The organism is Mesorhizobium sp. B2-3-15 (genome assembly GCF_006442875.1).
In the GTDB taxonomy this organism is placed as follows: Bacteria; Pseudomonadota; Alphaproteobacteria; order Rhizobiales; family Rhizobiaceae; genus Mesorhizobium; species Mesorhizobium australicum.
Genome location: NZ_VFVO01000010.1, coordinates 53,090 through 74,313, shown reverse-complemented (window position 1 = coordinate 74,313; position 21,224 = coordinate 53,090). Strand labels below are relative to the sequence as shown.

Genomic DNA, 21,224 nt, shown 5'->3' with positions numbered 1-21,224 from the left:
CCCGTGCTTCGGAGCAGTTTGAGAATATGGCAGACGGAAACAGATTTTTCCCGGCCCGGCGCCTGATCCTCGCCGCCCTGGTGGCGGGAGCGCTGGCCGGCGCGGTCGCGGTATATGTCAGCGAGAGCCGGTCTGGCAACAACGCTGCGCCCCAAGCAGCCGCCGGCGACAGCAAGGACGATGTCGCCTGCGCCGCCAAGAGCGATCGCGCCAAGAAGGTCGCGGCCGCGGCCACCGGCGAGGTCGCGGCACTTTTGCCGGCCGATCCGCCGCAGTCGATGAGGAGCCTCGCCTTCCACGGTCCGGACGGCAAGCCGATGACGATCGCCGATCATGCCGGCAAGACCGTGCTGCTCAATCTCTGGGCCACATGGTGCGCGCCCTGCCGTGCCGAAATGCCGGCGCTCGATGCGCTGCAAAAGGAGAAAGGCAGCGACGCCTTTCAGGTCGTCGCCGTCAACGTCGATGCCGGCGACGACGTGAAACCGAAGAAGTTTCTCGCCGATACCGGTGTGCACACGCTCGGCTACTACCGCGATTCGACGATGACACTGTTCAACGACCTCAAGACGCGCGGTCTGGCGCTCGGCCTGCCCGTCACCATGCTGATCGACGGCGAAGGCTGCCTGATCGCCCACATGAACGGTCCAGCCGAATGGGCGGGCCCCGATGCAAAGCGGCTGGTCGAGACGGCGCTCGGGTCGTGAGCCAGAGCACCTCCAGGAAAAGTGTGTAACGGTTCTCCGTCCGGAATTGCGTAAAAACAAAGAGCTCTAGGCCGAGCGTACGCTCGGCTTGAGCAATACGAGGCTGCCATCCTGGCGGTCGGCGCCTCGCGCCCGAACACGCTTGCCGTGGCCGGTCAGGTTTCCGAACGCCTCGATCGGCGCCGGCTTGCCGAGATAATAGCCCTGGCCGATCTCGCAGGCCTCGGCGTCGAGGAACTTCAACTCGCCGAGCGTCTCGACGCCCTCCGCCAGCACCGGCAGACCCAGGCCGCGCCCCAGCCCGAGCACGGCGCGCACGATCGCCGCAACCTGGCCGTTGGTGTCGACGGACTTGATGAAGGAACCGTCGATCTTGATCTTGTCGAAAGGGAAGGCGCGAAGGTTGGAGAGGGAGGAATAGCCGGTTCCGAAATCATCCATGGCCACGCGCACGCCAAGCGCCTTGACCTGTCGCAAGCTCGCCAGCGCGCGCGGCATGTCCTTCACCAGCGCCGTCTCGGTGATTTCGAGTTCCAGCCTGGCTGCCGCGAGACCGGACTTGAGCAAGGTCTCGTGCACCTTTCGGCTGAAGTTCGGATTGTGCAACTGCACCGCGGAGACGTTGACGGCTACCGTCAGTGGATTTTCCCAACTGGCGGCCTCCTGGCACGCTGCCGTCAGCACCCAATCTCCGATCTGGCCTATGGCGCCGCTGTCCTCCGCCAGCGGTATGAATATGGACGGGGGAACATCGCCGCGTTCGGGATGCCGCCAACGGATCAAGGCTTCGAAGCCGACCATTTTGCCGCTGCTGATCTCCTTCTGCGGCTGGTAGACGAGATAGAATTCGTCGCGCGCGACTGCCTGGCGCAGTTCGTGCTCCATGACGCGCTTGTCGCGAGCCTCGGCGCCCATCGACGCCTCGAAATAGCGATAGGTGTCCCTGCCTTCGGTCTTGGCGCGATAGAGCGCGGTATCCGCATGGCTGATGAGGCTGGCCTGGTCTTCCGCGTCCAGCGGATAGAGCGCGATGCCGATGCTCCCCGATACCAGCCCGCCACCCGCCGCGAGCCGGTTCTCCTCGCGCATCGCGGCGAGCACCGCGTCGGCTATCCGGCTCGCCGCCTGCGGGTCGGGCAGGTTGGGGGAGATGATGGCGAATTCGTCGCCGCCCAGGCGCGCCAGCATCTGTCCGTGGCGAAGAACGCCGGAGACACAGTTCGCCACCTTCTGAAGCATCGCGTCGCCGGCGCCATGCCCATAAAGATCGTTCACCTCCTTGAACCGGTCGAGGTCGAGCAGAAGAAGCGCAAGATGCCCGCCCCTCGCGCCCTTGCCGGCTTTTGCGTCTCGGCTCGTGGCGGCGATTTCGGTATCAAGCCGGCTGGAAAAGCTACGGCGGTTGGCGAGCCCCGTCAGCGGATCGAAATGAGCGAGGCGAAGGATTTCCTGTTCCGCCTTCTTGCGTTCGCGAATGTCGCGGACGGCGACGACATTGTGAGGCTTGCCGCAATAGTCGATGCTTCTGGCGATCAGTTCGACGGGAATTCTCATCCCGTCGCGATTGCTCAGTTCCGCCTCCCACGGCTGTCCCTGGAAGTTGATCAGGTCGGATGCGGTGCGCTCATCGAAGAGGTCGCCAAGTTCCCTTCCGTTCAGTGTCGTGGCGACCATGCCGGTCAGCCTGGCCATGCTGTCGTTGACACTGACGATGCGATTGCCATCGCAGACGATCAGGCCTTCCACCGCGGCGTTGGCTAAGCCGTGCATGCGGTCGACCTCAAGCTTTTGGCGGCGGAAGCGAAGGTCGATCCACAGCGCGGTGGCCGAAAGCACTAGGATCACCAGAGTGGCCGCAGCGGCGGCGAAGGCCTGCGAGGTCGGTGCGACGGTGTGTTGGGATATGGCGATCGAGGAATCCGGGAAGATCGAGACGGCAGCCATGGCGATGAAGTGCAGGCCGCAGATCGCCAGCGTCAGCAAGACCGCACCGGCAAGCGTCGCAGGCAGCGACGAGCCGCGCAGGACGACGCGCAAAGCCAGCGCCGCGAGCGTCACGCCGGCCAGCAAGGAGACGGCGACGAGGAGCAGGTTCCATTCGATCCGGCCCTCGACCTCGAATGCCGCCATGCCGATGTAGTGCATGGCGGCAATACCGCCGCCCAGAACGGCGCCGCCGACCAGATGGTAATCAAGCTCGTCGCGCAAGGTGGCGACCCACATGCCGGCCGCCGTAACCGCCACCGCGCCAGCGAGCGAGAGTACTGAAAGTCCGGGATCATAGGCGTTGGGGATTCCCGGCGTGAAGGCAAGCATGGCGATGAAGTGCGTTGCCCAGATGCCGAAACCGGTCGAGGTGGAGGCGATCGTCAGCCAGGCAAGCCGATTTCGATCCGTCGAGCGACCTATGTGATGAAGAAGATTGACGGCTGAAAAACAGGAAATTCCACAAATCAGCGCTGCCAGTGCAACCAGCCTCAGATCGTGCTGGTTCACGATGCAGTTATAGACCGTCAGCATCTTATTCCCCCTGGCCCGCAGGAAATAAAGAAAGAAATATGACTGATTAATGCTTGGCTGTTGAAGGATCGATAAAGCCGCCTGCAACCATGGCGTGCTTTTGCGGCGCAAGCTGACCGCAAGAGCACAAGCCAGGTCAGCCGCATCGATTGAAGACGACGGTTATTTCAGGCGGACGGTCACTGTCAGGGCGTCATGATCCGAGCTTGGGCTGCCATCCGGCAACACCGCCGGAAGAACCGCCGGCGCGCTGGCCGCGAGGCCGCGCGTGAAGAACCAGTCGATTCGGCCAACCGGGGTGCCGGCGGGCCGACGCTGGGTGGGCAGGTCCAAATTGTTGGCGGCCTGCCAATCATAGCCGCGCTCGGCAAGGGCCGCGAACAGCGGCTCGTGACGCTCGGCATGGATCAGCCGGTCCGGTTCGGCCATGACCCGAGCCATCCACGCCCGTGGGTCGTCATGGCGCTCCTCGTGGCTTGCCGTCAGCGTGTTGAAATCGCCGCCGAGCAGTACTGGCGCTTGCGCATCATAGTTGTCGATTGCATCGAGGAGTTTGCGTGTCTGAGCGGCCCTGCGAGCCGGATCGGTTCGGTTTTCAAGGTGCACCGAGACGACCGTCATCCTACGGTCGCCGATGCGCACCTGGCCGCCGATCGCCATGCGTCCGCCGATGCGCGGTTGGCCGCGCTCCGGCCGAAACCAGCCGCCGGCGGCGTCCAGGCGCACCAGGAAGGGTCGCAGCAGCGGCATGCCACTGGTCACGGCATTGCCGTGAAAGCCTTCCGCGTTGGCGGCTTCACCGGTTGCCATGCGCTCGGCCTCGTTGCCGCCAGCGAGTTCGACGAACTCGACACCATAGGCGAAGGCATGGCCGAGCCGGTCGGCAAGCACGCTGAGCGGATGGCCGTTGCCGGAGCGTGCCATGCCCTTGTCCACCTCGGACAACAGCACGATTTCGGGGGCCTGCCCGGCAAGCGTTCGTGCAATGGCATCGACATGACGGAGCCGCTCGACGTTCCAGGCCACCACCTTCAAGGCCTCGCCGACGTTCGCGTGCGACGCCTTGCCGCCGATTTCGATCTGGCCAAGAGCCGGAATGGCGGCTGCATGCCGCAAATGGGTGGCGCTATCGCGCGGGCCTTCGCGCATCGCCTGCCTGTCGGTGATGGGCACGTGCGCCAGCTGCTTCACCAGCATTTCATCATCCCTTTTAGCCGGATAACAATGACGGCCTTTACGTCCTTGGAAGTCGCCCTAGCTACCTAAGGCGCCGGTGTGACGTTTTCATGCCGCTGTAGCCGCCGGAGGGGAGGAAAGACCAGCTGTGCACAGGCCCGGGAGGCCACAACAGAACTGTCACATACCTTCTCTAAGAGAGCGGGCAAGGACTTGCGCAAGACCCTTGTCAACAGTCATTCAAGAGGGAAGAAATCATGACGATCATCAAGCGGGGCTTTGCTGCCCTTGCCGCTGGCGTGCTCAGCTCCGCGCTGGCGATGCCTGCCTTTGCGGAACCGGCAAAATTCGATTTCTGGTTCGGTCTTTCGGGCGATCTCGCCCGGGTCGTGGACACGCTGTGCAAGAATTTCAACGCCTCGCAGAAGGACTATGAAGTCGTCTGCACCAGCCAGGGCAATTACGACGCCACCTTGCAGAACACCATTGCCGCCTTCCGCGCCGGCAAGCAGCCCACCGTCGTTCAGGTCTATGACGTCGGCACCGCCACCATGATGCTGTCAGGCGCCTACAAGCCCGCCGACAAGCTCATGGAAGAAAACGGCTACAAGATCGACTACGCCGATTATTTCCCAGGCATCGCCCGCTATTACGCCACCTCGAAAGGCGAGATGCTGTCCTTCCCGTTCAACTCGTCTACGGCGTTGATGTACTGGAACAAGGACGCCTTCGCCAAGATCGGCAAGACCGAAGCCCCGAAGACCTGGGAAGACGTCGGCGCCGACCTCAAGGCAATGAAGGACGCCGGCTATGAATGCCCGATGGCGATCAACATCTCGGCCAACGAAAGCTGGCAGTTGATGGAGCAGTTCTCCGCCATTCACAACCAGCCGATCGCCACCAAGAACAATGGCTATGACGGCCTCGACGCCCGCCTCGAAGTCAACAAGACCAAGTTCGTGCAGTACGTCACCGACCTCAAGAAGTGGTATGATGCCGGCCTGATCAAGATCAAGTCGAAGGATCTCGGCCAGGATATGGTCCAGGCCTTTGCCACCGGCACCTGCCAGGTCATCCTGACCTCGGTCGGCGATCACGGCACGGTTGGCCGTACGCAGAAGGAAGGCATGAACTGGGACGTCGCCGAACTGCCCGTCTATGCCGGCACGGAGCGCAAGAACTCGCTCGTCGGCGGCGCATCGCTGTGGGTTCTCTCGGGCAAGTCGGATGCTGAATACAAGGGCGCGGCCGCGTTCCTCAACTTCATCCATGATCCGAAGACCGCCCTGTTCTGGTCGACCAACACCGGTTACATCCCGGTGACCAAGTCGGGCTTCGACTACATGAAGGGCCAGGGCTTTTACGACAAGGCGCCTTACAAGGGCCGCGAAGTCGCGATCGCCAGCCTGACCGCCTCCGAGCCAACCGAAATCACCCGCGGCATCCGCCTGGGCAATTTCACCCAGATCCGCGCCGAGTTCGGCACCCAGATGCAGGCGATCTTCGCCAACAAGCTCACCGTGCAGGAAGGTCTCGACACGCTGGTCAAGAACGGCGACGCCATCCTCGACCGCTTCCAGCAGACATATCCAGGCAAGACCCTGCCCTGATCCAGGGATTTCCCAGACCGCCCGCCGACCCATTTGAGCATGATCCCGAAGACCGGTTTCCAGTTTTCGGGATCATGCCTGGGTCGACGGGCGGGCATTTCGTTATTAATCTCTCGCTTGCTTTAAGCTGACCACCCTGCGGCAACGGCGGACCGATGGAAAAACGCGTCACTTTCGGCAGTTGGACAATCGGCATTCTTTTCGCGGTGCCGCAGCTCCTGCTGATCTTCACCTTCTTCTACTGGCCTGCCGGCCAGGCCGTATACTGGTCGCTGACGCTGCAGCAGCCCTGGGGCGGCGGCAACATCTGGGTCGGTCTCGACAATTTCCGCTCGATCCTGGCCAACGCCGATTACTGGAACTCGATCACCGCCAGCCTTGTCTTTGCCGGCATCAGCACCGGGCTTGCGATGTTCGTCGCGCTCGTGCTCGCCGCGCTCACCGACCGCCAGCTAGCCGGCTCATGGCTGTATCGCGTGGTGCTGATCTGGCCCTATGGCATCGCCGCGCCCGCCCTGGCGCTGGCATTCCGCTTCATCCTGGCGCCGGAAGCCGGCTTCATGGCCGTCGTCAACCAGGTCTGGCCCGGCTTCTGGGATCCCGGCCTGGACGGCGCCGACGCCATGGCTTCGATCATCATCGCCTTTTCCTGGAAGTATGTCGGCTACAACTTCATCTTCTTCCTCGCCGCGTTCCAGGCGATCCCGCGTTCCCTGATCGAAGCCGCCGCGATGGACGGCTCTGGTGTCATGAGGCGCTTCTGGGACATCCAGTTTCCGCTGATCACCCCGACCATCTTCTTCCTGCTTGTCATCAACATCACGGAAAGCTTCCAGGATTCCTTCGGCATCGTCGACATCATGACGTCCGGTGGGCCGGCGAATGCCACCAATCTGATGGTCTACAAGATCTACTCCGACGGCTTCAAAGGCCTCGATTACTCCGGTGCCGCCGCGCAGAGCATCATCCTGATGCTGCTCATCATCGTGCTGACCATTTTCCAGTTCCGCTTCATCGAGCGGCGCGTCCATTACAGGTGAGACTGATATGGTCGAGCGCACCCCGTTCCTCAATTTTTTCACGCACCTGATCTTGTTCGTCGGCTTCGTTTTCTGTGTGGCGCCGTTCGCCATCGTGGCAATCGCAGCCTCGCATAATCTCAGGGATGTCAACGACGTGCCGATGTCGCTGCTGCCGGGTAGCGATTTCTGGATCAACATCAAGACCGCCTGGGTGACAGCCGACCTTGGTCCCAAGCTGCTGAACAGCTTCATCGTTGCGACCGGCGTTGCCGCCGGCAAAGTGATCGTCTCGGCGCTGACCGCCTTCGCGATCGTCTATTTCCGATTTCCCGGCCGCACGCTGATCTTCTGGCTGATCTTCATCACTCTGATGCTGCCGCTTGAAGTGCGCATCGTGCCGACCTACGCGGTGGTCGCCAACGTGCTCGAGCCGTATCAGGCTATCCTGGACGCGACCGGCCTGAGCTGGCTGATCGAAACGGTTTCGGGCGTGCAGGTCCAGCTCAGCGTTGGGCTGCTCAACTCCTATCCCGGCCTGATTCTGCCGCTGGTCGCCACGGCGACCGGGACGTTCCTTTATCGCCAATTCTTCCTGACCGTGCCGGACGAATTGACGGAAGCCGCACGCATGGATGGCGCCGGGCCACTGCGCTTCTTCATCGATATCCTGTTGCCGCTGTCGCGCAACAACATGGCGGCGCTCGGAACCATCATGTTCCTATGGGCATGGAACCAGTATCTATGGCCGCTGCTCATCACCACCGACCAGTCGCATGCGATGGCGGTGACCGAGCTCAAGCAGCTCATCCCCAATGTCGGCGGCACTCCGGAGTGGCATATCGCCATGGCCGGTACTCTCATCATTATGCTGCCGCCGATGATCGTCGTGGTGCTGATGCAGCGCTGGTTCGTGCGCGGCCTGATCGCCACCGAGAAGTAACAAGGAGACAAAAAATGGCCTCCATCGCAATACGCGGCGTCAAGAAGAACTATGCCAAGACGCAGGTCGTGCACGGCGTGGATCTCGACTTTGCCTCGGGCGAATTCGTCATCATTCTCGGGCCGTCCGGCTGCGGCAAGTCCACGCTGCTCAGGATGATCGCGGGGCTGGAAGAAATTTCCGACGGCACGATCGCCATCGACGGCACGGTGGTCAACAAACTCGAGCCGCGCGAGCGCGGCTGCGCCATGGTGTTCCAGAATTACGCGCTTTATCCGCATATGAGCGTGGCCCAGAACATCGGCTATTCGCTGAAAGTCGCCGGTGTTCCCTCGGCCGAGCGCAACCAGCGCATCCAGGCGGTGGCCCGCACACTGGAACTCGAGCAACTGCTCGACCGCAAGCCGATGGCGCTTTCGGGTGGCCAGAGGCAACGCGTCGCCATGGGCCGCGCCATGATCCGCGAGCCGAAGGTGTTCCTGTTCGACGAGCCTCTGTCCAATCTCGACGCCAAGCTGCGCGTGCAGATGCGTTCGGAGATCCGCAAGCTGCATCGCCGGCTGAATGCCACCTCCGTCTTCGTCACCCACGACCAGGTCGAAGCCATGACATTGGCCGACCGGCTGGTGGTGATGAATGGGGGACGGGTCGAACAGGTCGGCACGCCAGGTGAAATCTACACCCGCCCGGCCAGCCGCTTCGTCGCCACCTTCGTCGGCGCGCCGGCCATGAACATCCTCGAAGGCACCGCCGAACTCGACGGATTGTCGCTGCTCGGCGGCAGCCGGCGCCTGGCGATGGCTCGCGCCGGCCTGCCGGTCGGCACGAAAGTGGCGATGGGCATCCGGCCGGAGGCGGTGCGGCTGGTGGCGCCGGAAACGCCGGGCGCGCTCGATGCGACTGTCGACCTGGTCGAGGAATTGGGCGCGGGGCGGGTGATCTATGTCGACCTCGACGGCGCGCCGTTTTCGGTGATGACCTCGGAGCCCGTTCACCCCGAGCCCGGCAGCACCGTCGGGCTGAAGATCTCGCGTGACGACATGCACTTCTTCTCGTCGGAGACAGGGACCCGTCTCGATGTCTTCAAGGCTTCGGTGCCAGAGCCAGCGCTTTGATTTCCAGCACGCGCGCCGCCAAAGAGACGTACATGAAAGTCATCCAGGTCACCGACGTGCATCTCGGTCGGCAAGGTGAGCGCCGCTATGGAGCCGACCTGCACCAGCGGCTGGATCAGTGCATCGCGCACATCAATGCGCATCACGCCGACGCCGCGCTTTGCGTCTTCACCGGCGACCTGACGGAGACCGGTGCGCCGCGGAGCTATGCCGATCTGCGCGCTGCCCTGACCACGCTGTCGGTGCCGTACAGGCTGCTGCCGGGCAACCATGACCGGCGGGCAAATCTCATCGCCGCGTTTCCCGACGTTCCGGTCGACGAAAACGGCTTCGTGCAGTCGGTCCACGATACCGGCAACGAAGTGCTGTTGTTTCTCGACTGCCTGGCGGAAGGGCGCGTCGAGGGCGAACTGTGCGAGAGGCGGCTTGCCTGGCTCGAAGCCCGGCTGGAACGGTCGGGCGGCCGGCCCGCTTACGTGTTCCTGCATCATCCGCCGGTCGCGCTCGGCCTGCCTCAACTCGATCCGCTGGCGCTTCAGCAGCCCGAGCGGTTGCTCGACTTGTTGCGGGGCCATGGCAACGTCCGCCATATCTTCTTCGGCCATGTGCATCGCGACATTGCCGGCACCGTTGCCGGCATCCCGTTCTCGGCGCAGCGCGGCCTGCATGCCCGCTTCGAGCTCGCCCTCGAGCGATCGAGCGAGATCGTCGAACAAGCGCCGCCGTCCTACGCCGTCATCCTCATCGACAGCGCCAACGCGTGCGTGGTGGTGCACGGTTGCGATTTTATCGAGCAATGGCCGATCTATTCAGCCGAAACCGGCGAACGCATCACGGCGTGAGCTTGCCACTTCGCTTTGGTTCAAGGGCTTAAAATCGTCGGGCTCAGGCGAAGACGTGCGCCTTGCCCGATACGGTCAGCCGCACGATCTCGCCGACCGCCGGCGCGTCCATGCCGGATTTGCGCAGGATCAGCGGCGTGCCGCCGATGGCCGCGGCGTCGGGCGGATCGGAATTGTTCAGGAGCCGCACCGCGATCGTGCATGTCGAGCCGGCGAATTCCGATTCCGTCACCTCGCCGAACGGCATGTCCGATGTGCCCGACATGCCCTCGCGCGAGGTGCGTTTCAGGCCGATCTGTTCCGGCCGCAGCATGATACGGGCGACATCGCGGCTGTCCGGCGCGTCGACGGCGATGCGGCCCAGCGGCGAACTGGCGAAGCCGCCCGAAATGCTCGCCGGCAGGATGATGGCATCGCCGAGGAACTCGGCGATCATCCTGTCCTTCGGCTTGAGATAGAGCTCGCGCGGCGTGCCGACCTGGGAAAATTTCCCATCGCGCATTACCGCCACCTGGCTGGCGAAGGACAGCGCCTCGGCCTGGTCGTGCGTCACCAGGATGGTGGTGATGCCGGCCGCCTCCAGAAGTTCGGCCACCGCCTTGCGCATCGAGGCGCGCAGGCCGGTGTCGAGTGCCGAGAACGGCTCGTCGAGCAGCATCAGCCGCGGCTTCATCGCCATGGCGCGGGCCAGCGCCACGCGCTGCTGCTGGCCGCCGGAGAGCTCGTGCGGGCGGCGTTTGAGGATCGCCTTGTCGAGTCCCACGATGTAGGCAAGTTCGACGATGCGCTCGGCGCGCCTGTCGTCGTCCCGTGCCATGCCGAAGCCGATATTGTCCGAGATGGTCAGATGCGGGAACAGGGCGCCGTCCTGCGCCACCACGCCGATGCCGCGGCGATGCGCCGGGACAGCGGCGCCGCCATTGGCCAGCTCCTGGCCGTCGAGTACGATGCGGCCTTGGTCAGGCGCCTCGAAGCCGGCGATCAGCCGCAGCAAGGTCGTCTTGCCGCAGCCGGAAGGTCCCACGATCGCCGTGCGGCTGCCGCTGGCGACGTTCAGGTTGACGCCGGCTAGTGCGGCGACCGGGCCGTAGTGCTTGTGCAGATTACCGAGTTCGAGAAAGCTCATCGTCCTGCCATCCGCTTCGACTGGACGTAGAGCAGCCAGGTCAGGGGCAGCGACATCGCCACCATGATGAAGGCGTAAGGAGCCGCCGAGGCGTAATCGATCTCGCTGCTGTAGGACCAGAACGCCATGGCCAGTGTGCGGGTGCCGTTCGGCGCCAGCATCTGGGTCGCGGTCAGTTCGTTCATGATGCCGAGCGCCACCAGGGCCATGCCGGCCGCCGCACCGGGCGCCGACAGGCGGATCGTCGTCGACCACAGCGCATTGAGCGGCCGCCGGCCGAGGCTGGACGCGGCGCGTTCGAGCTCGACCGGCGCTTGCGCGATCGATGCACGCAGGCTGACCAGCGCGCGCGGCAGGAACATCAGTGCATAGGCGACCAGGATAGTGAACAAGGTCTGGTAGAGCGGCAGTGCGATGCGCACCGTGATGGTGACCAGCGCCAGCGCGATCACGACCCCGGGCAGCGAGCCGACGATGTAATTGCATCCCTCGAGCAAGCGCTGCAACGGACCCGGCGCGCGGATAGAGATCCAGGCCATCGGCATGGCCGCGACAGTGGCAAGCAGGGCGCCAGCGAGGGACAGGAACAGCGTCTGGCCGAGTGCCAGGCCGATCTCGTCGAAGCGCCAGACATCGGCGCCGCCGGCGGCGAGCCAGCGCCCGATGGTCACGAACGGAACGCCAAGCGCCAGCAGTGTGGTGACGGCGAGCAGCAGCAAGCTGGGCAGGGTGGCGCGGCCGAGGCTCATTCGTTGCTGGTATCGCGCGGCACCGGAGCCGACACGGGCATAACGCTCCTCGCCGCGGACCAGCACTTCGAGGCCGAGCAGCACGAAGCAGCAGGTCACCAGCACGCCGGCCAGCATGTTGGCGGCCGGGCCGTTGAAGGTCGACTGGAACTGATCGACGATCGCGGTCGTGAAGGTGTCGAAGCGAATGAAGACATAGAGGCCATATTCGGCCAGCAGATGCAGGCCGACCAACAGCGAGCCGCCGCATATTGCGAGCCTGAGCTGCGGCAGCACGACGCGCCAGAACACGCGCCAGGGTCCATGGCCAAGTGCCGCGGCCGCGTCCTCGAGAGCGGGATCGAGACGGCGCAGGGCCGCCGACACCGGCAGATAGAGGAAAGGGAAATAGGCGATGACGGACACCAGCACGCCAGCCCACAGGCCGTGCAGCCCGGGCACCAGGGTGATCCAGGCATAGGAGTGCACGAAAGCGGGGATGGCGAGCGGCGCCACGCAGAGCCAGGACCAGAGCCGGGCACCGGGCAGGTCGCTGCGTTCCGTCAGCCAGGCAAGCGTAACCGACAAGGTGATGGCGATCGGCACCGCCAGCAGGACGAGCAGGCCGGTGTTGACCAGCAGTTCGCCGACACGCGGCCGAAAGACCAGTGCCGAGACCGTCTCCCAGCCGGTCTGCACCGCGACCCAGATGATGAAAGCGAGCGGCAGCAGCGCCAGCAAGGAGACAAATATGGCGGCGGCGACAAGCCAAGGCGCCGCCCGCCGCTGCGCCCGTCGACGCATTTTGGACGGCAGGCCGGGACGCGCGAGATCGACCGCGGACTGCATCAGTTCAGGCGCCATACCGTTGCGACGCGGCAGAGGCAATCATGGGACCACGGTCGCGGTCAGGAACGAAGCGTGTCGTCATGGACGAATGCATCTCGAAACAAAACGCTCCCGCGAAAGGTGAATTCCCGCGAGAGCACGATCTGACGTCCTTATTAGGAAGAACGGCAACTAAAGCAAGCCGGCTGCCGTCATCAGGTCGGTGACCTTCTTGGAGTTCAGCGTCGTGGCATCGACCTTCGGCGCCTGCAGGTCGGCCAGTGGCACCAGCTTCGGATTGGACTGCGCGCCCTTGCCGACCGCGTATTCGAAGGAGGTTCCGTTCTTCAGAACGTCCTGGCCGCCCTTGCCGGTCACCCATTTCAGGAAGGCCTGGGCTTCCTTGGGATGCTTGCTCGAGGCCAGCACGCCGCCGCCGGAAACCGATACGAAAGCGCCCGGATCCTGGTTCTTGAAATAGTGCAGCGCGACGTTCTTGGAGTTTTCGCCGGTCTTGGCCTGATCGCCAAAGTAGTAGTAGTGGTAGATCACGCCGCCTTCGATCTCACCGGCATTGACCGCCTTCATCACGGTGCTGTTGCCCTTGTAGGCGGTGAAGTTCTCCTTCATCGCCTTCAGCCAGTCGGCCGTGGCGGGCTCGCCCTTGAGCTGCAGCAAAGCGCTCACGATGGCCTGGAAATCGGCGCCGGAAGGCGAAGCCGCCCAGCGGCCCTTCCAGCTCGGGTCGGCGAGATCGAGCATCGACTTGGGCAGCTGGTCTGCCTTGAGCTTGGTGGTGTTATAGGCAAACACGGTGCTGCGCGCGGCCACGCCCACCCATTTGCCGCTGGTGGCCTGATAGTCTTGCGGGACTTGAGCCAGCGTATCGGCGTCGACCGGCGCGAACAGGCCGGCATTCTCGACCAGCACCATGGCCGGCGAATTTTCCGTCAGGAACACGTCGGCGGGCGAGGCAGCACCTTCGGCGACGATCTGGTTGGAGAAGTCGCTGTCACCGCCGTTGCGCAAGGTGACCTTTATCCCCGTTTCCTTGGTGAACCCTTCCGCCCATTCCTTCGCCAGGCTTTCATGCTGGGCATTATAGACGACGATGCCGGCATCTTCGGCCGTCGCCGGACCAGCGGCGAGGCTGATTGCAAGCGCGGCTACGCTGGCAAGGGCAAGAAGGGGGGATTTCATAAGGGTACTCCTCGGGTTGTCCCGCACTGGGGTGCGTCCGAGTACCAATTCATGAATGCACTAGTCAAGATTGAAAGACGACGGGCATCATCACGGTTTCGCGTGTCGGACGCCGATGGCATCACCCGATATGCGGGGCTGGTGGCTGCTCCTGCGGGATGCAGCCATCGACCATCGGATGAATGGTCCACCGCTGGTCCAGCCCCTGCTGTGTTCGTTTGGTCTCGGGATCGAACGCTTCGTTCAGCATGGCGCACCAGGTCCTGCGCAGATTGTCGCAGCGCGTCCGGAACGCCGCGCTGCCAAGCCCGTCACGGATATCCTGCGCGGTCAGGTCGGTGGTCTCGCCCGGCGGTTTGGGCGGAACCGTGCCCGTGTCGGCAAAGTCCGGATCCCACTGCAGATAGTGTTTCGCGTCGACACTGGCGGCCGCATCGAATTTGACCACCGCCATCAGCGGATGAAACTCGTGCCAGCCCTTGTGGTAGCCGTCATAGACATGTTCGCCGAGGACGGCGACATGATCGCCCATCCTGATGGGGCCGAGCGCCTTGTCGCCGACATTGGCGTCCTCGACATTGCCGGGGTTCCAGTTGAACAATCCCTGCAGGACCGGCTTGACCCCGCCGAAATAGGATGCCGCTCCGCCGATGGCGCCGCCAATGGCCGCTCCGAGCAATCCTCCCAGGAACGAGCCGATGGCGCAGCCCAGCGCACCCAGGAAGAACGATCCTATGGCGCAGCCGACAGCCGCTCCGGCACTGGCGCCGGCGGCCGCCGCGGCCACCGTGACGACCAGGGCCGCCGTCAGCAGGATAACGATGGCCGGCGCCCATTGGCGCATCTTGATCCAGAAGTCGCCCTCGGCCTCGCAGTGCAGGCCCCAGCGGGCATGATCGTCGGCGGGTGCGTAGCCCAGATCCGTCTTCAGGTCGTCGCGTGGCAACAGCAGCTCATGACCCTGAAAGCCGTCATTGAGAATATCGTTGGCCGGATGGGCCGCGACGCTGGCGGCGAATTCCGCCACGACGGTGCCGTCGGCATTGTAGCGATTGGCCGCCGCCAAGGCCGCCTCGTTTGTCTCGGCGTTGAGGATTTCGGTCGTCGGATGCGGCATCAGTATGACGTCGAAATACTGGTCGTTGTCGAAGGCGCCGAGATCGCTGCGGAACGGATTGTAGGAGACGATGCCGACGGCGCATTTCGGATTGTCCTTGTCGAGGCAGACCAGGCGATGGTTGAGCCATTCCCCGGCGGCCTTGTCGATCGTCGCGGTAGCGGACGCCAGAAACGCGATTGCCGCGGCAAGTGCCGCACCGACCGGCCCCAGCAGCAGGCCGAAGGCGGCCGCCAGCCCGGTGATCACGATGATCTGCAGCGCCTGGCCGGCGAGGAAAGCCAGCCGATCGTCCTCGTTGTAGGGCTTGCCACCGGCCGGATAGAGAAAGCAGCTCGTATAGTGCTTGTAAGCCATCGGAGCGCCTCAGCCTTTCGTGGCGGTGAGCGTCACGCCGCCGGTCATGGTGCGCGATCCGCTCTCGCCGATCGTGAAGACGTGGACGTTGAAGGTCTTTGAGCCGCGAAAGGCGGAGTCCTTCGGTTCAATCTCGACAGCGATCTCGGTCAGCTGGCGCGGCTGCAGCAAAAGCGTTCTTGGGACGATCCTGACCGACCAGTCGTCCGGCACGGGAAACCGGCCATACGCCTGTTCCTCGAGGGCCTCGGCCCAGCGCGCCTTGCTCTCGGCGAGCCGCGGCTGTGGGGTGTCCGTGCGCTCGTCTCGACCTTGGCCGCGTGGCGGGATACATGACCGCAGCTTCGGCAGACCGTAACAGTCCGCCTCGATCTGGAAACGCCGGACGACCGAGGCCTCGTTGCGCACGCTGAAGACGAACTTCGCCGGTGAGCGCATCTCGGCAATGTTGACGTTCTTCTGGCCAAGGTTGTTGCCGGGGTTGGCGTCGTCGCCCCAGGAAAGCTGTGCCTGCAGGCAGTAGTGGCCGCCGGTGGCGGGCGTGGTCCAACTGAACTCGGCATAGGCAGGGCAATCGATCGTGCCCTTAGCTCCGAGATTTATGGCGACGTTGGCGATCGGACGGGAAATGGTCTGGGCGCCGAATGACAGGTAGGACAGTGCCACCCCGACGCCCACCGCTGGGGCGTCATAGGACCCGTTCCAGACGCGCACGCGAACGCGATATGCATGTGCTGGCTGAAGCGCGCCGCTGACCGGCAAGGTGCCGTCGAAAATGTCGATGTCGGGATTGTCCCAGGTGACCGCGAGCCCCTGCGCCATCAGATAGTACTGGGCATAGAGAAGAGGATCGGCGCGCTTGTAGATGTCGGGCGGTAGCTGGATGCAGCAATCGTTCTGCGCCGGGCTGGGCAGCCGCTGGCCCTTGGCCAGCCGGCACAGCAGCCTGCATATCGTGGCAAACAGCACCTTCAGCCCGGCGGCCAGACGCTTCCAGAATTCGGCGGCGAACAACAGCAAGGCCGCGGTTCTGATGTGGTTGACCAGAGATCCTGCCATGTCGTGTTTCCCACGCTGAGAGGACGCAACGGTAATGTTTTCCTGGCGGACCTGTCTCCGCCGGTTGTCCAGAGGCTATTTCTTCAGTGATCCCTGTCTTCTGTAGAAGTAGACGGCGGCGACAAGGACCATGGCCGCAATGACAAGGCTGCTCTCGAAAGTTCCCGAGCCATTGTCGGGAGAAAATCCAAAAATGCGTTCAATGAAATCCATTTCGGCCGCCCTCCGATCCCTTGACGCTACAGAAGGGTTTACCTTACGTCAATCAAAGGTTGGTCCCGCGCCGCTCCTCACGCATGAGCTGGGAACCAGAGAACCCGTCCGGGAATTTAGCGAGCCATCCCGCAAACTTTCGTGATTTGCCCGTAGTTTGGCTTGGACATTATTTCGCCGGCCACGTAACAAATCAGTGCCGAGGCGCGAAGATCGGGGAGTGAACTCTTGTGAGCGGCAAGGACGAGGCCGAGCTTTCCCGGCTGATGCGGGCCGCGATCGCGGGGGATGAAAAGGCCTATGCCGACTTTCTGCACCGGATTGCCGCGCTGGTGCGCGGTTTCGTCAGGCGCAAGATCGTGCAGGGCGGGGTCGATCCCGAGGATGTCGTGCAGGAAACCTTGCTGGCCATTCATGTGAAACGGCACACCTGGCGCCAGGACGCGCCGGTGCTGCCCTGGGTCTATGCGATTGCCCGTTTCAAGCTGATCGATGCGTTCCGGCGGCGCGGACGGCGCATCGAGATCGATGTCGACGACATCGCCGAGACGTTCGCCGAGCCCGAAACGGAAACCGTCAGCGAGCGGGACATCAACCGGGCGCTCGACGGGCTGCCGCCGGCACAGCGTTCGGTGGTTTCAGCAGTATCCGTGGAGGGCCGCTCGATCGGCGAGACGGCGGCTAAGTTCGGCATCAGCGAGACGGCGGTGCGGGTGTCGCTGCACCGGGGACTTACCGCCATAGCCAGGCGATTCGGGCAGGGGCGGTTCGGGCGGGAATGACATGAAGACCGACGATCTCATCAAGGCGCTCGACGCCGATGCCCGCAGCAAGGCGATGCCATTGCGCTCGGCCTGGTGGCTGGCGGCTGGCGCGGCCGCCTTGGTCGCGGCCGCTGTCTTCATGATGACGATCGGGCCGCGCCCCGATTTCATGGTGGCCGCGCACACGGTGCGTTTCCTGTCCAAATTCGTTTTCACCATCGTGCTCGCCATCAGCGCCTTTGCCCTGATCCGTGCCCTGTCGACGCCGGGCGCGGCGACAGGCCGGGCTATGGCGGCGATGATCGCGGCGCCGCTGCTGGTCGCGGTGGCCGTGGTGCTGGAGCTCTTCGTGGTGCCGCAGGCCCTGTGGAGCACGCGCATGATCGGCTCGAACATGATGATCTGCATGGGCTTCATCCCGCTGATCGGCATCGGCCCGCTGGCCATCTTCCTGTGGATGCTGCGCTATGGCGCGCCGACACGGCCGGTGCTTGCCGGCGCGGTCGCGGGGCTGCTTGCCGGCGGGCTGGCGGCGACTTTCTATGCGGCGCACTGCTTCGACGATTCGCCGCTTTTCGTTGCCACCTGGTACACGATCGCCATCGCGGCTCTCGCTCTGCTTGGCGCGCTCGGCGGGCGGTTTTTCGTGCGCTGGTAGCAGGATACCCACGCCTACACCCCGTGAATACCGATCCTTAATCATGCCGGCAATTGTTTGCCGGTTTTCCATGTCGCCTATGCCCTGGGCGCAACCTTTCCTTAAAATCGATCCTTCAGGGTTTTAACGGGAAAAAGCGATTGCCCACGGGGGTGGCACGAATCGTGACATTGCGAGGTATCATCGGGCCGGGACGGCACAAGCATGCAGCTCTGGTGCTGCTTGTGGCCGGTCTGGCCGTAGTGGCCGCCTCGCTTGTGCTGTCAGGACTGGACCTTGGCGCGCAAGCCCTCAGACTTTGCCTCCAAATATCGGTCGCTGTGACGGTCTGCGCGCTTTTCGCGGCCTATCTGTTCATCGGTCGAATCTCGGAGGATCGACGGCAGATCACGGATAGCGAGCAGCGGTTCCGCCGGGCCATGGAGGACTCGGCGATCGGCATCGCTATCGTCGGTCTCGACGGGCGTATTCTCCAGACCAATCCGGCCTTTGCCGCCATGCTTGGCTACAGCCGCGACGAGATCGAGGCGCTGACCTTCTTCCAGCTCACGCATCCCGACGATGTGCAGATCGGCAGCGAAACGATGGCCGGCCTGAAGGCGGGCACCGTCGATGCCTTCCACTTCGAGAAGCGTTATCTCAAGAAGGACGGCACACCCGTCTGGGCTCATCTTGCCGGCTCGGTTATTCGCGACGAGAAAAGCGGCCGGCCGCTCTATCTCGTCTCGCAGATCGAGGACATCGACGCGCGCAAACAGGCCGAGGCGCGCATCACAGAGGCCGAAACGCGCTGGAACTTCGCGCTGGCCGGCGCCGGTCAAGGTGTCTGGGATTTCGACATGCGCAAGGGGGGCACCACCTATTCCTCCACCTGGGTCAAGATGCTGGGCTACGGGGATGGCGAGCTCGATGGCGACCCCGATCGCTGGCTGACGATGATCCATCCAGACGATCGCGCCACGGTCGCGGAGGCCGATCGCGCCCATCTCGCCGGCGAGACGGAATTTTTCGAAGCCGAGTTCCGCATGCGCCACAAGGACGGCCGCTGGATCTGGATCCTCGACCGCGGCAAGGCCATCGAGCGCGATGCGGACGGACACCTGGTCAGAGCGATCGGCAGCTTGATGGACATCACCCGGCGAAAGCAGGCCGAAGAACGGCTCATCGTCTCGGCGGCGATGCTGGCCGACGAGAAGGAGCGGCTGAGGGTGACGCTGCAATCGATCGGTGATGCCGTCATCTGCACCGATGCCGCGAACCGCGTCACTTTCATGAACCCGGTGGCCGAAAAGTTGACCGGCGTTTCCAGTGACGACGGGCTGGGCAAGACGCTGAGCCATGTCTACTGGGCAGTCGACGAGGAGACGGGCCACAGCATCGGGATGACGCGGCCGGTGACAGGCGAAGAGGCGCGCTCCGACCAGAACAGCCGCGCGGTCCTCATCCGCCGCGACGACACGCGCTGCAGCATCCGCCAGGTCGTGTCGCCGATCCTCAACGAACGCAACGAATTCTGCGGTCTGGTGATCGTCTTCCAGGACTTCACCGATGCGCGTGCCCTGCAGCGACAGCTTGCCCATGCCGCCGCGCACGACGCACTGACGGGCCTTGCCAACCGCTCGAGCTTCATCCGCGCCATGGAGGGGATGGTCGATCAGGCGCGCAAGGACGGCACGACGACAGGGGGCCGCCATCAGTTCATGTTCATCGACCTCGACCATTTCAAGCTGGTCAACGACACGGGAGGTCACGCTGCCGGAGACGCCCTGCTGAAGCGGGTCGCTGACGCCGTGCGCGGCGTGCTTGGTCCTGAAGACATCGTCGCGCGCCTGGGTGGCGACGAATTCGCCGTGATCCTGAAATCGGCTTCCACCACCGACGCGAGGATCGCGGCGCGTTCCATCATCGATGCGATAGCGGGCCTGAACTTCACCTGGGATGGCCGGCCGCACGGGATCGGCGCCAGCATCGGGTTGACCGCGATCTGCGCCAATTGCGGCGAAGTCGACGAGATCATCGCAAGGGCCGACGCCGCTTGCTATGCAGCCAAGGCCGCCGGCCGGGGATGCGTTTCGGTGGCGCCGGACGGCAAGGTCAGCGACGATGACAGGTCAGAACCGCCCAAGCCACTCGCCGCGGCCTCGTGAGCGGCAATCACGTCAGCGCGTCGGAACGGGATGCTCGCCGCGATAATCGTAGAAGCCGCGCCCGGTCTTGCGGCCGAGCCAGCCGGCCTCGACATATTTGACCAGCAGCGGGCAAGGCCGGTACTTCGAATCCGACAGGCCGTCATGCAGCACCTGCATGATCGACAGGCAGGTATCCAGGCCGATGAAATCGGCAAGCTGCAGCGGTCCCATCGGATGGTTGGCGCCGAGCCGCATGGCGGTGTCGATGGCATCGACCGAGCCGACGCCCTCATAGAGTGTGTAGATCGCTTCGTTGATCATCGGCAGAAGGATGCGGTTGACGATGAAGGCCGGGAAATCTTCCGAGACGGTGATCGTCTTGTCGAGCTGCTTCACATAGGTCTTGGCCGCCTCGAAGGTCTGGTCCTCGGTGGCGATGCCGCGCACCAGTTCGACCAGCTTCATCAGCGGTACCGGGTTCATGAAATGTATGCCGATGAACCGCTCCGGTCGGTCGGTCTGGGCAGCTAGCCGTGTGATCGAAATCGACGAGGTGTTGGTCGCCAGGATCGCTTCGGGATTGAGCTGCGGACAGAGCTGCGCATAGATCTTGCGCTTGACGGTTTCGTCCTCGGTCGCCGCTTCGATCACCAGATCGGCGCCGGCGAGATCGGCCATCGTCGGTGCCGACGCGATGCGTGCCATGGCCTGATTGCGCAGCTTCTCGTCGAGCTTGCCGGACCCCACCTGACGGGCCATGTTGCCGCTGATTGTGGCAATGCCCTTCTCGATGCGGTCGGGCGATATATCGTAGATCAGCACCTTATAGCCCGAAAGCGCGGAGACGTGGGCGATGCCGCCGCCCATCTGGCCCGCACCAATGATGCCGATCGTCTCGATCTTGCTCATTACCCGATCCCGTCCGGAGCGTTTTTCGCTGGATCGCGAACCGCCCCATCTCTTTGTTTTCCCGCAATTCCCGGCGCAAAAACCCCTGCGCACTGCTGCTGGAATTGCTTTCAGCCTTTGTGGCCTGCTTATTGTGCGGTGCAAACTAAAAGGGTGGGGCGACTTCGTCTACCCCACCCTTCGCAATTTAATACGGTTGCGCGG

Annotated in this window: 18 protein-coding genes; 9 read left to right on the top strand and 9 right to left on the bottom strand. The window is 63.6% G+C overall.

What is annotated here, in order from left to right; translation table 11 throughout:
* The first annotated feature begins 26 nt into the window (after positions 1–26).
* Entirely contained in the window at positions 27–707 is a 681-nt protein-coding gene (locus FJ954_RS20585) for a TlpA disulfide reductase family protein (RefSeq protein ID WP_140616834.1), read from the top strand.
* Between the two features lie 66 nt (positions 708–773).
* On the opposite strand, the gene FJ954_RS20580 is transcribed toward FJ954_RS20585, so the two are convergent.
* Both FJ954_RS20580 and FJ954_RS20575 read right to left on the bottom strand, forming a co-directional pair.
* On the bottom strand, positions 774–3,227 hold the full coding sequence (locus FJ954_RS20580; protein WP_140662831.1) for an EAL domain-containing protein: 2,454 nt from the start codon (positions 3,225–3,227) through the stop codon (positions 774–776).
* A gap of 162 nt (positions 3,228–3,389) precedes the next feature.
* The gene (locus FJ954_RS20575) at positions 3,390–4,424 is read right to left on the bottom strand and encodes an endonuclease/exonuclease/phosphatase family protein (protein ID WP_140662829.1); all 1,035 of its coding nucleotides are present in this window, start codon (positions 4,422–4,424) and stop codon (positions 3,390–3,392) included.
* A gap of 236 nt (positions 4,425–4,660) precedes the next feature.
* Between FJ954_RS20575 and FJ954_RS20570 the strand changes: the two genes are divergently transcribed.
* The 5 genes from FJ954_RS20570 (at position 4,661) to FJ954_RS20550 (ending at position 9,932) form a co-directional block, all read left to right on the top strand.
* A complete protein-coding gene (locus FJ954_RS20570) occupies positions 4,661–6,013 on the top strand; it encodes an extracellular solute-binding protein (RefSeq protein ID WP_140662828.1) in 1,353 nt (450 codons plus the stop codon).
* 155 nt (positions 6,014–6,168) lie between these two features.
* Complete coding sequence (locus tag FJ954_RS20565) at positions 6,169–7,053, top strand: sugar ABC transporter permease (RefSeq protein ID WP_015315549.1); 885 nt, start codon at positions 6,169–6,171, stop codon at positions 7,051–7,053.
* 7 nt (positions 7,054–7,060) lie between these two features.
* Positions 7,061–7,975 (top strand): ABC transporter permease subunit, encoded by a 915-nt coding sequence (locus FJ954_RS20560; protein ID WP_140662826.1) that lies wholly within the window; start codon positions 7,061–7,063, stop codon positions 7,973–7,975.
* Between the two features lie 14 nt (positions 7,976–7,989).
* Positions 7,990–9,090, top strand: coding sequence for a sn-glycerol-3-phosphate import ATP-binding protein UgpC (locus FJ954_RS20555; RefSeq protein WP_140662825.1), 1,101 nt, complete (start codon positions 7,990–7,992; stop codon positions 9,088–9,090).
* A gap of 32 nt (positions 9,091–9,122) precedes the next feature.
* The gene (locus tag FJ954_RS20550) at positions 9,123–9,932 is read left to right on the top strand and encodes a phosphodiesterase (RefSeq protein ID WP_140662824.1); all 810 of its coding nucleotides are present in this window, start codon (positions 9,123–9,125) and stop codon (positions 9,930–9,932) included.
* Positions 9,933–9,975: 43 nt separating this feature from the next.
* On the opposite strand, the gene FJ954_RS20545 is transcribed toward FJ954_RS20550, so the two are convergent.
* The 6 genes from FJ954_RS20545 to FJ954_RS31655 form a co-directional block, all read right to left on the bottom strand.
* Complete coding sequence (locus FJ954_RS20545) at positions 9,976–11,058, bottom strand: ABC transporter ATP-binding protein (protein WP_140662822.1); 1,083 nt, start codon at positions 11,056–11,058, stop codon at positions 9,976–9,978.
* Entirely contained in the window at positions 11,055–12,590 is a 1,536-nt protein-coding gene (locus FJ954_RS20540; RefSeq protein WP_246677747.1) for an iron ABC transporter permease, read from the bottom strand. Before FJ954_RS20540 ends, FJ954_RS20545 begins: the two co-directional genes overlap by 4 nt.
* 216 nt (positions 12,591–12,806) lie before the next feature.
* Entirely contained in the window at positions 12,807–13,814 is a 1,008-nt protein-coding gene (locus FJ954_RS20535) for an iron ABC transporter substrate-binding protein (protein ID WP_140662818.1), read from the bottom strand.
* Positions 13,815–13,935: 121 nt separating this feature from the next.
* On the bottom strand, positions 13,936–15,288 hold the full coding sequence (locus FJ954_RS20530; RefSeq protein ID WP_140662816.1) for a hypothetical protein: 1,353 nt from the start codon (positions 15,286–15,288) through the stop codon (positions 13,936–13,938).
* 9 nt (positions 15,289–15,297) lie between these two features.
* The gene (locus FJ954_RS20525; RefSeq protein WP_140662814.1) at positions 15,298–16,347 is read right to left on the bottom strand and encodes a hypothetical protein; all 1,050 of its coding nucleotides are present in this window, start codon (positions 16,345–16,347) and stop codon (positions 15,298–15,300) included.
* Positions 16,348–16,422: 75 nt separating this feature from the next.
* Positions 16,423–16,560, bottom strand: a complete 138-nt coding sequence (locus tag FJ954_RS31655) for a hypothetical protein (RefSeq protein WP_181166415.1) — start codon at positions 16,558–16,560, stop codon at positions 16,423–16,425.
* 230 nt (positions 16,561–16,790) lie between these two features.
* Here FJ954_RS31655 and FJ954_RS20520 point away from each other — a divergent pair, with 230 nt between their 5' ends.
* From FJ954_RS20520 to FJ954_RS20510, 3 genes are all read left to right on the top strand, one after another.
* A complete protein-coding gene (locus FJ954_RS20520; protein ID WP_015315559.1) occupies positions 16,791–17,342 on the top strand; it encodes a sigma-70 family RNA polymerase sigma factor in 552 nt (183 codons plus the stop codon).
* Position 17,343: 1 nt separating this feature from the next.
* Positions 17,344–17,982: an NrsF family protein gene (locus tag FJ954_RS20515; protein WP_140662812.1), complete on the top strand. Its 639-nt coding sequence runs from the start codon at positions 17,344–17,346 to the stop codon at positions 17,980–17,982.
* A 164-nt stretch (positions 17,983–18,146) separates the two neighbouring features.
* Positions 18,147–20,129 (top strand): PAS domain S-box protein, encoded by a 1,983-nt coding sequence (locus FJ954_RS20510; protein ID WP_181177881.1) that lies wholly within the window; start codon positions 18,147–18,149, stop codon positions 20,127–20,129.
* 12 nt (positions 20,130–20,141) lie between these two features.
* Here the strand turns inward: FJ954_RS20510 and FJ954_RS20505 are convergent, their stop codons facing one another.
* On the bottom strand, positions 20,142–21,020 hold the full coding sequence (locus tag FJ954_RS20505; RefSeq protein ID WP_015315562.1) for a 3-hydroxybutyryl-CoA dehydrogenase: 879 nt from the start codon (positions 21,018–21,020) through the stop codon (positions 20,142–20,144).
* Positions 21,021–21,224: the final 204 nt, after the last annotated feature.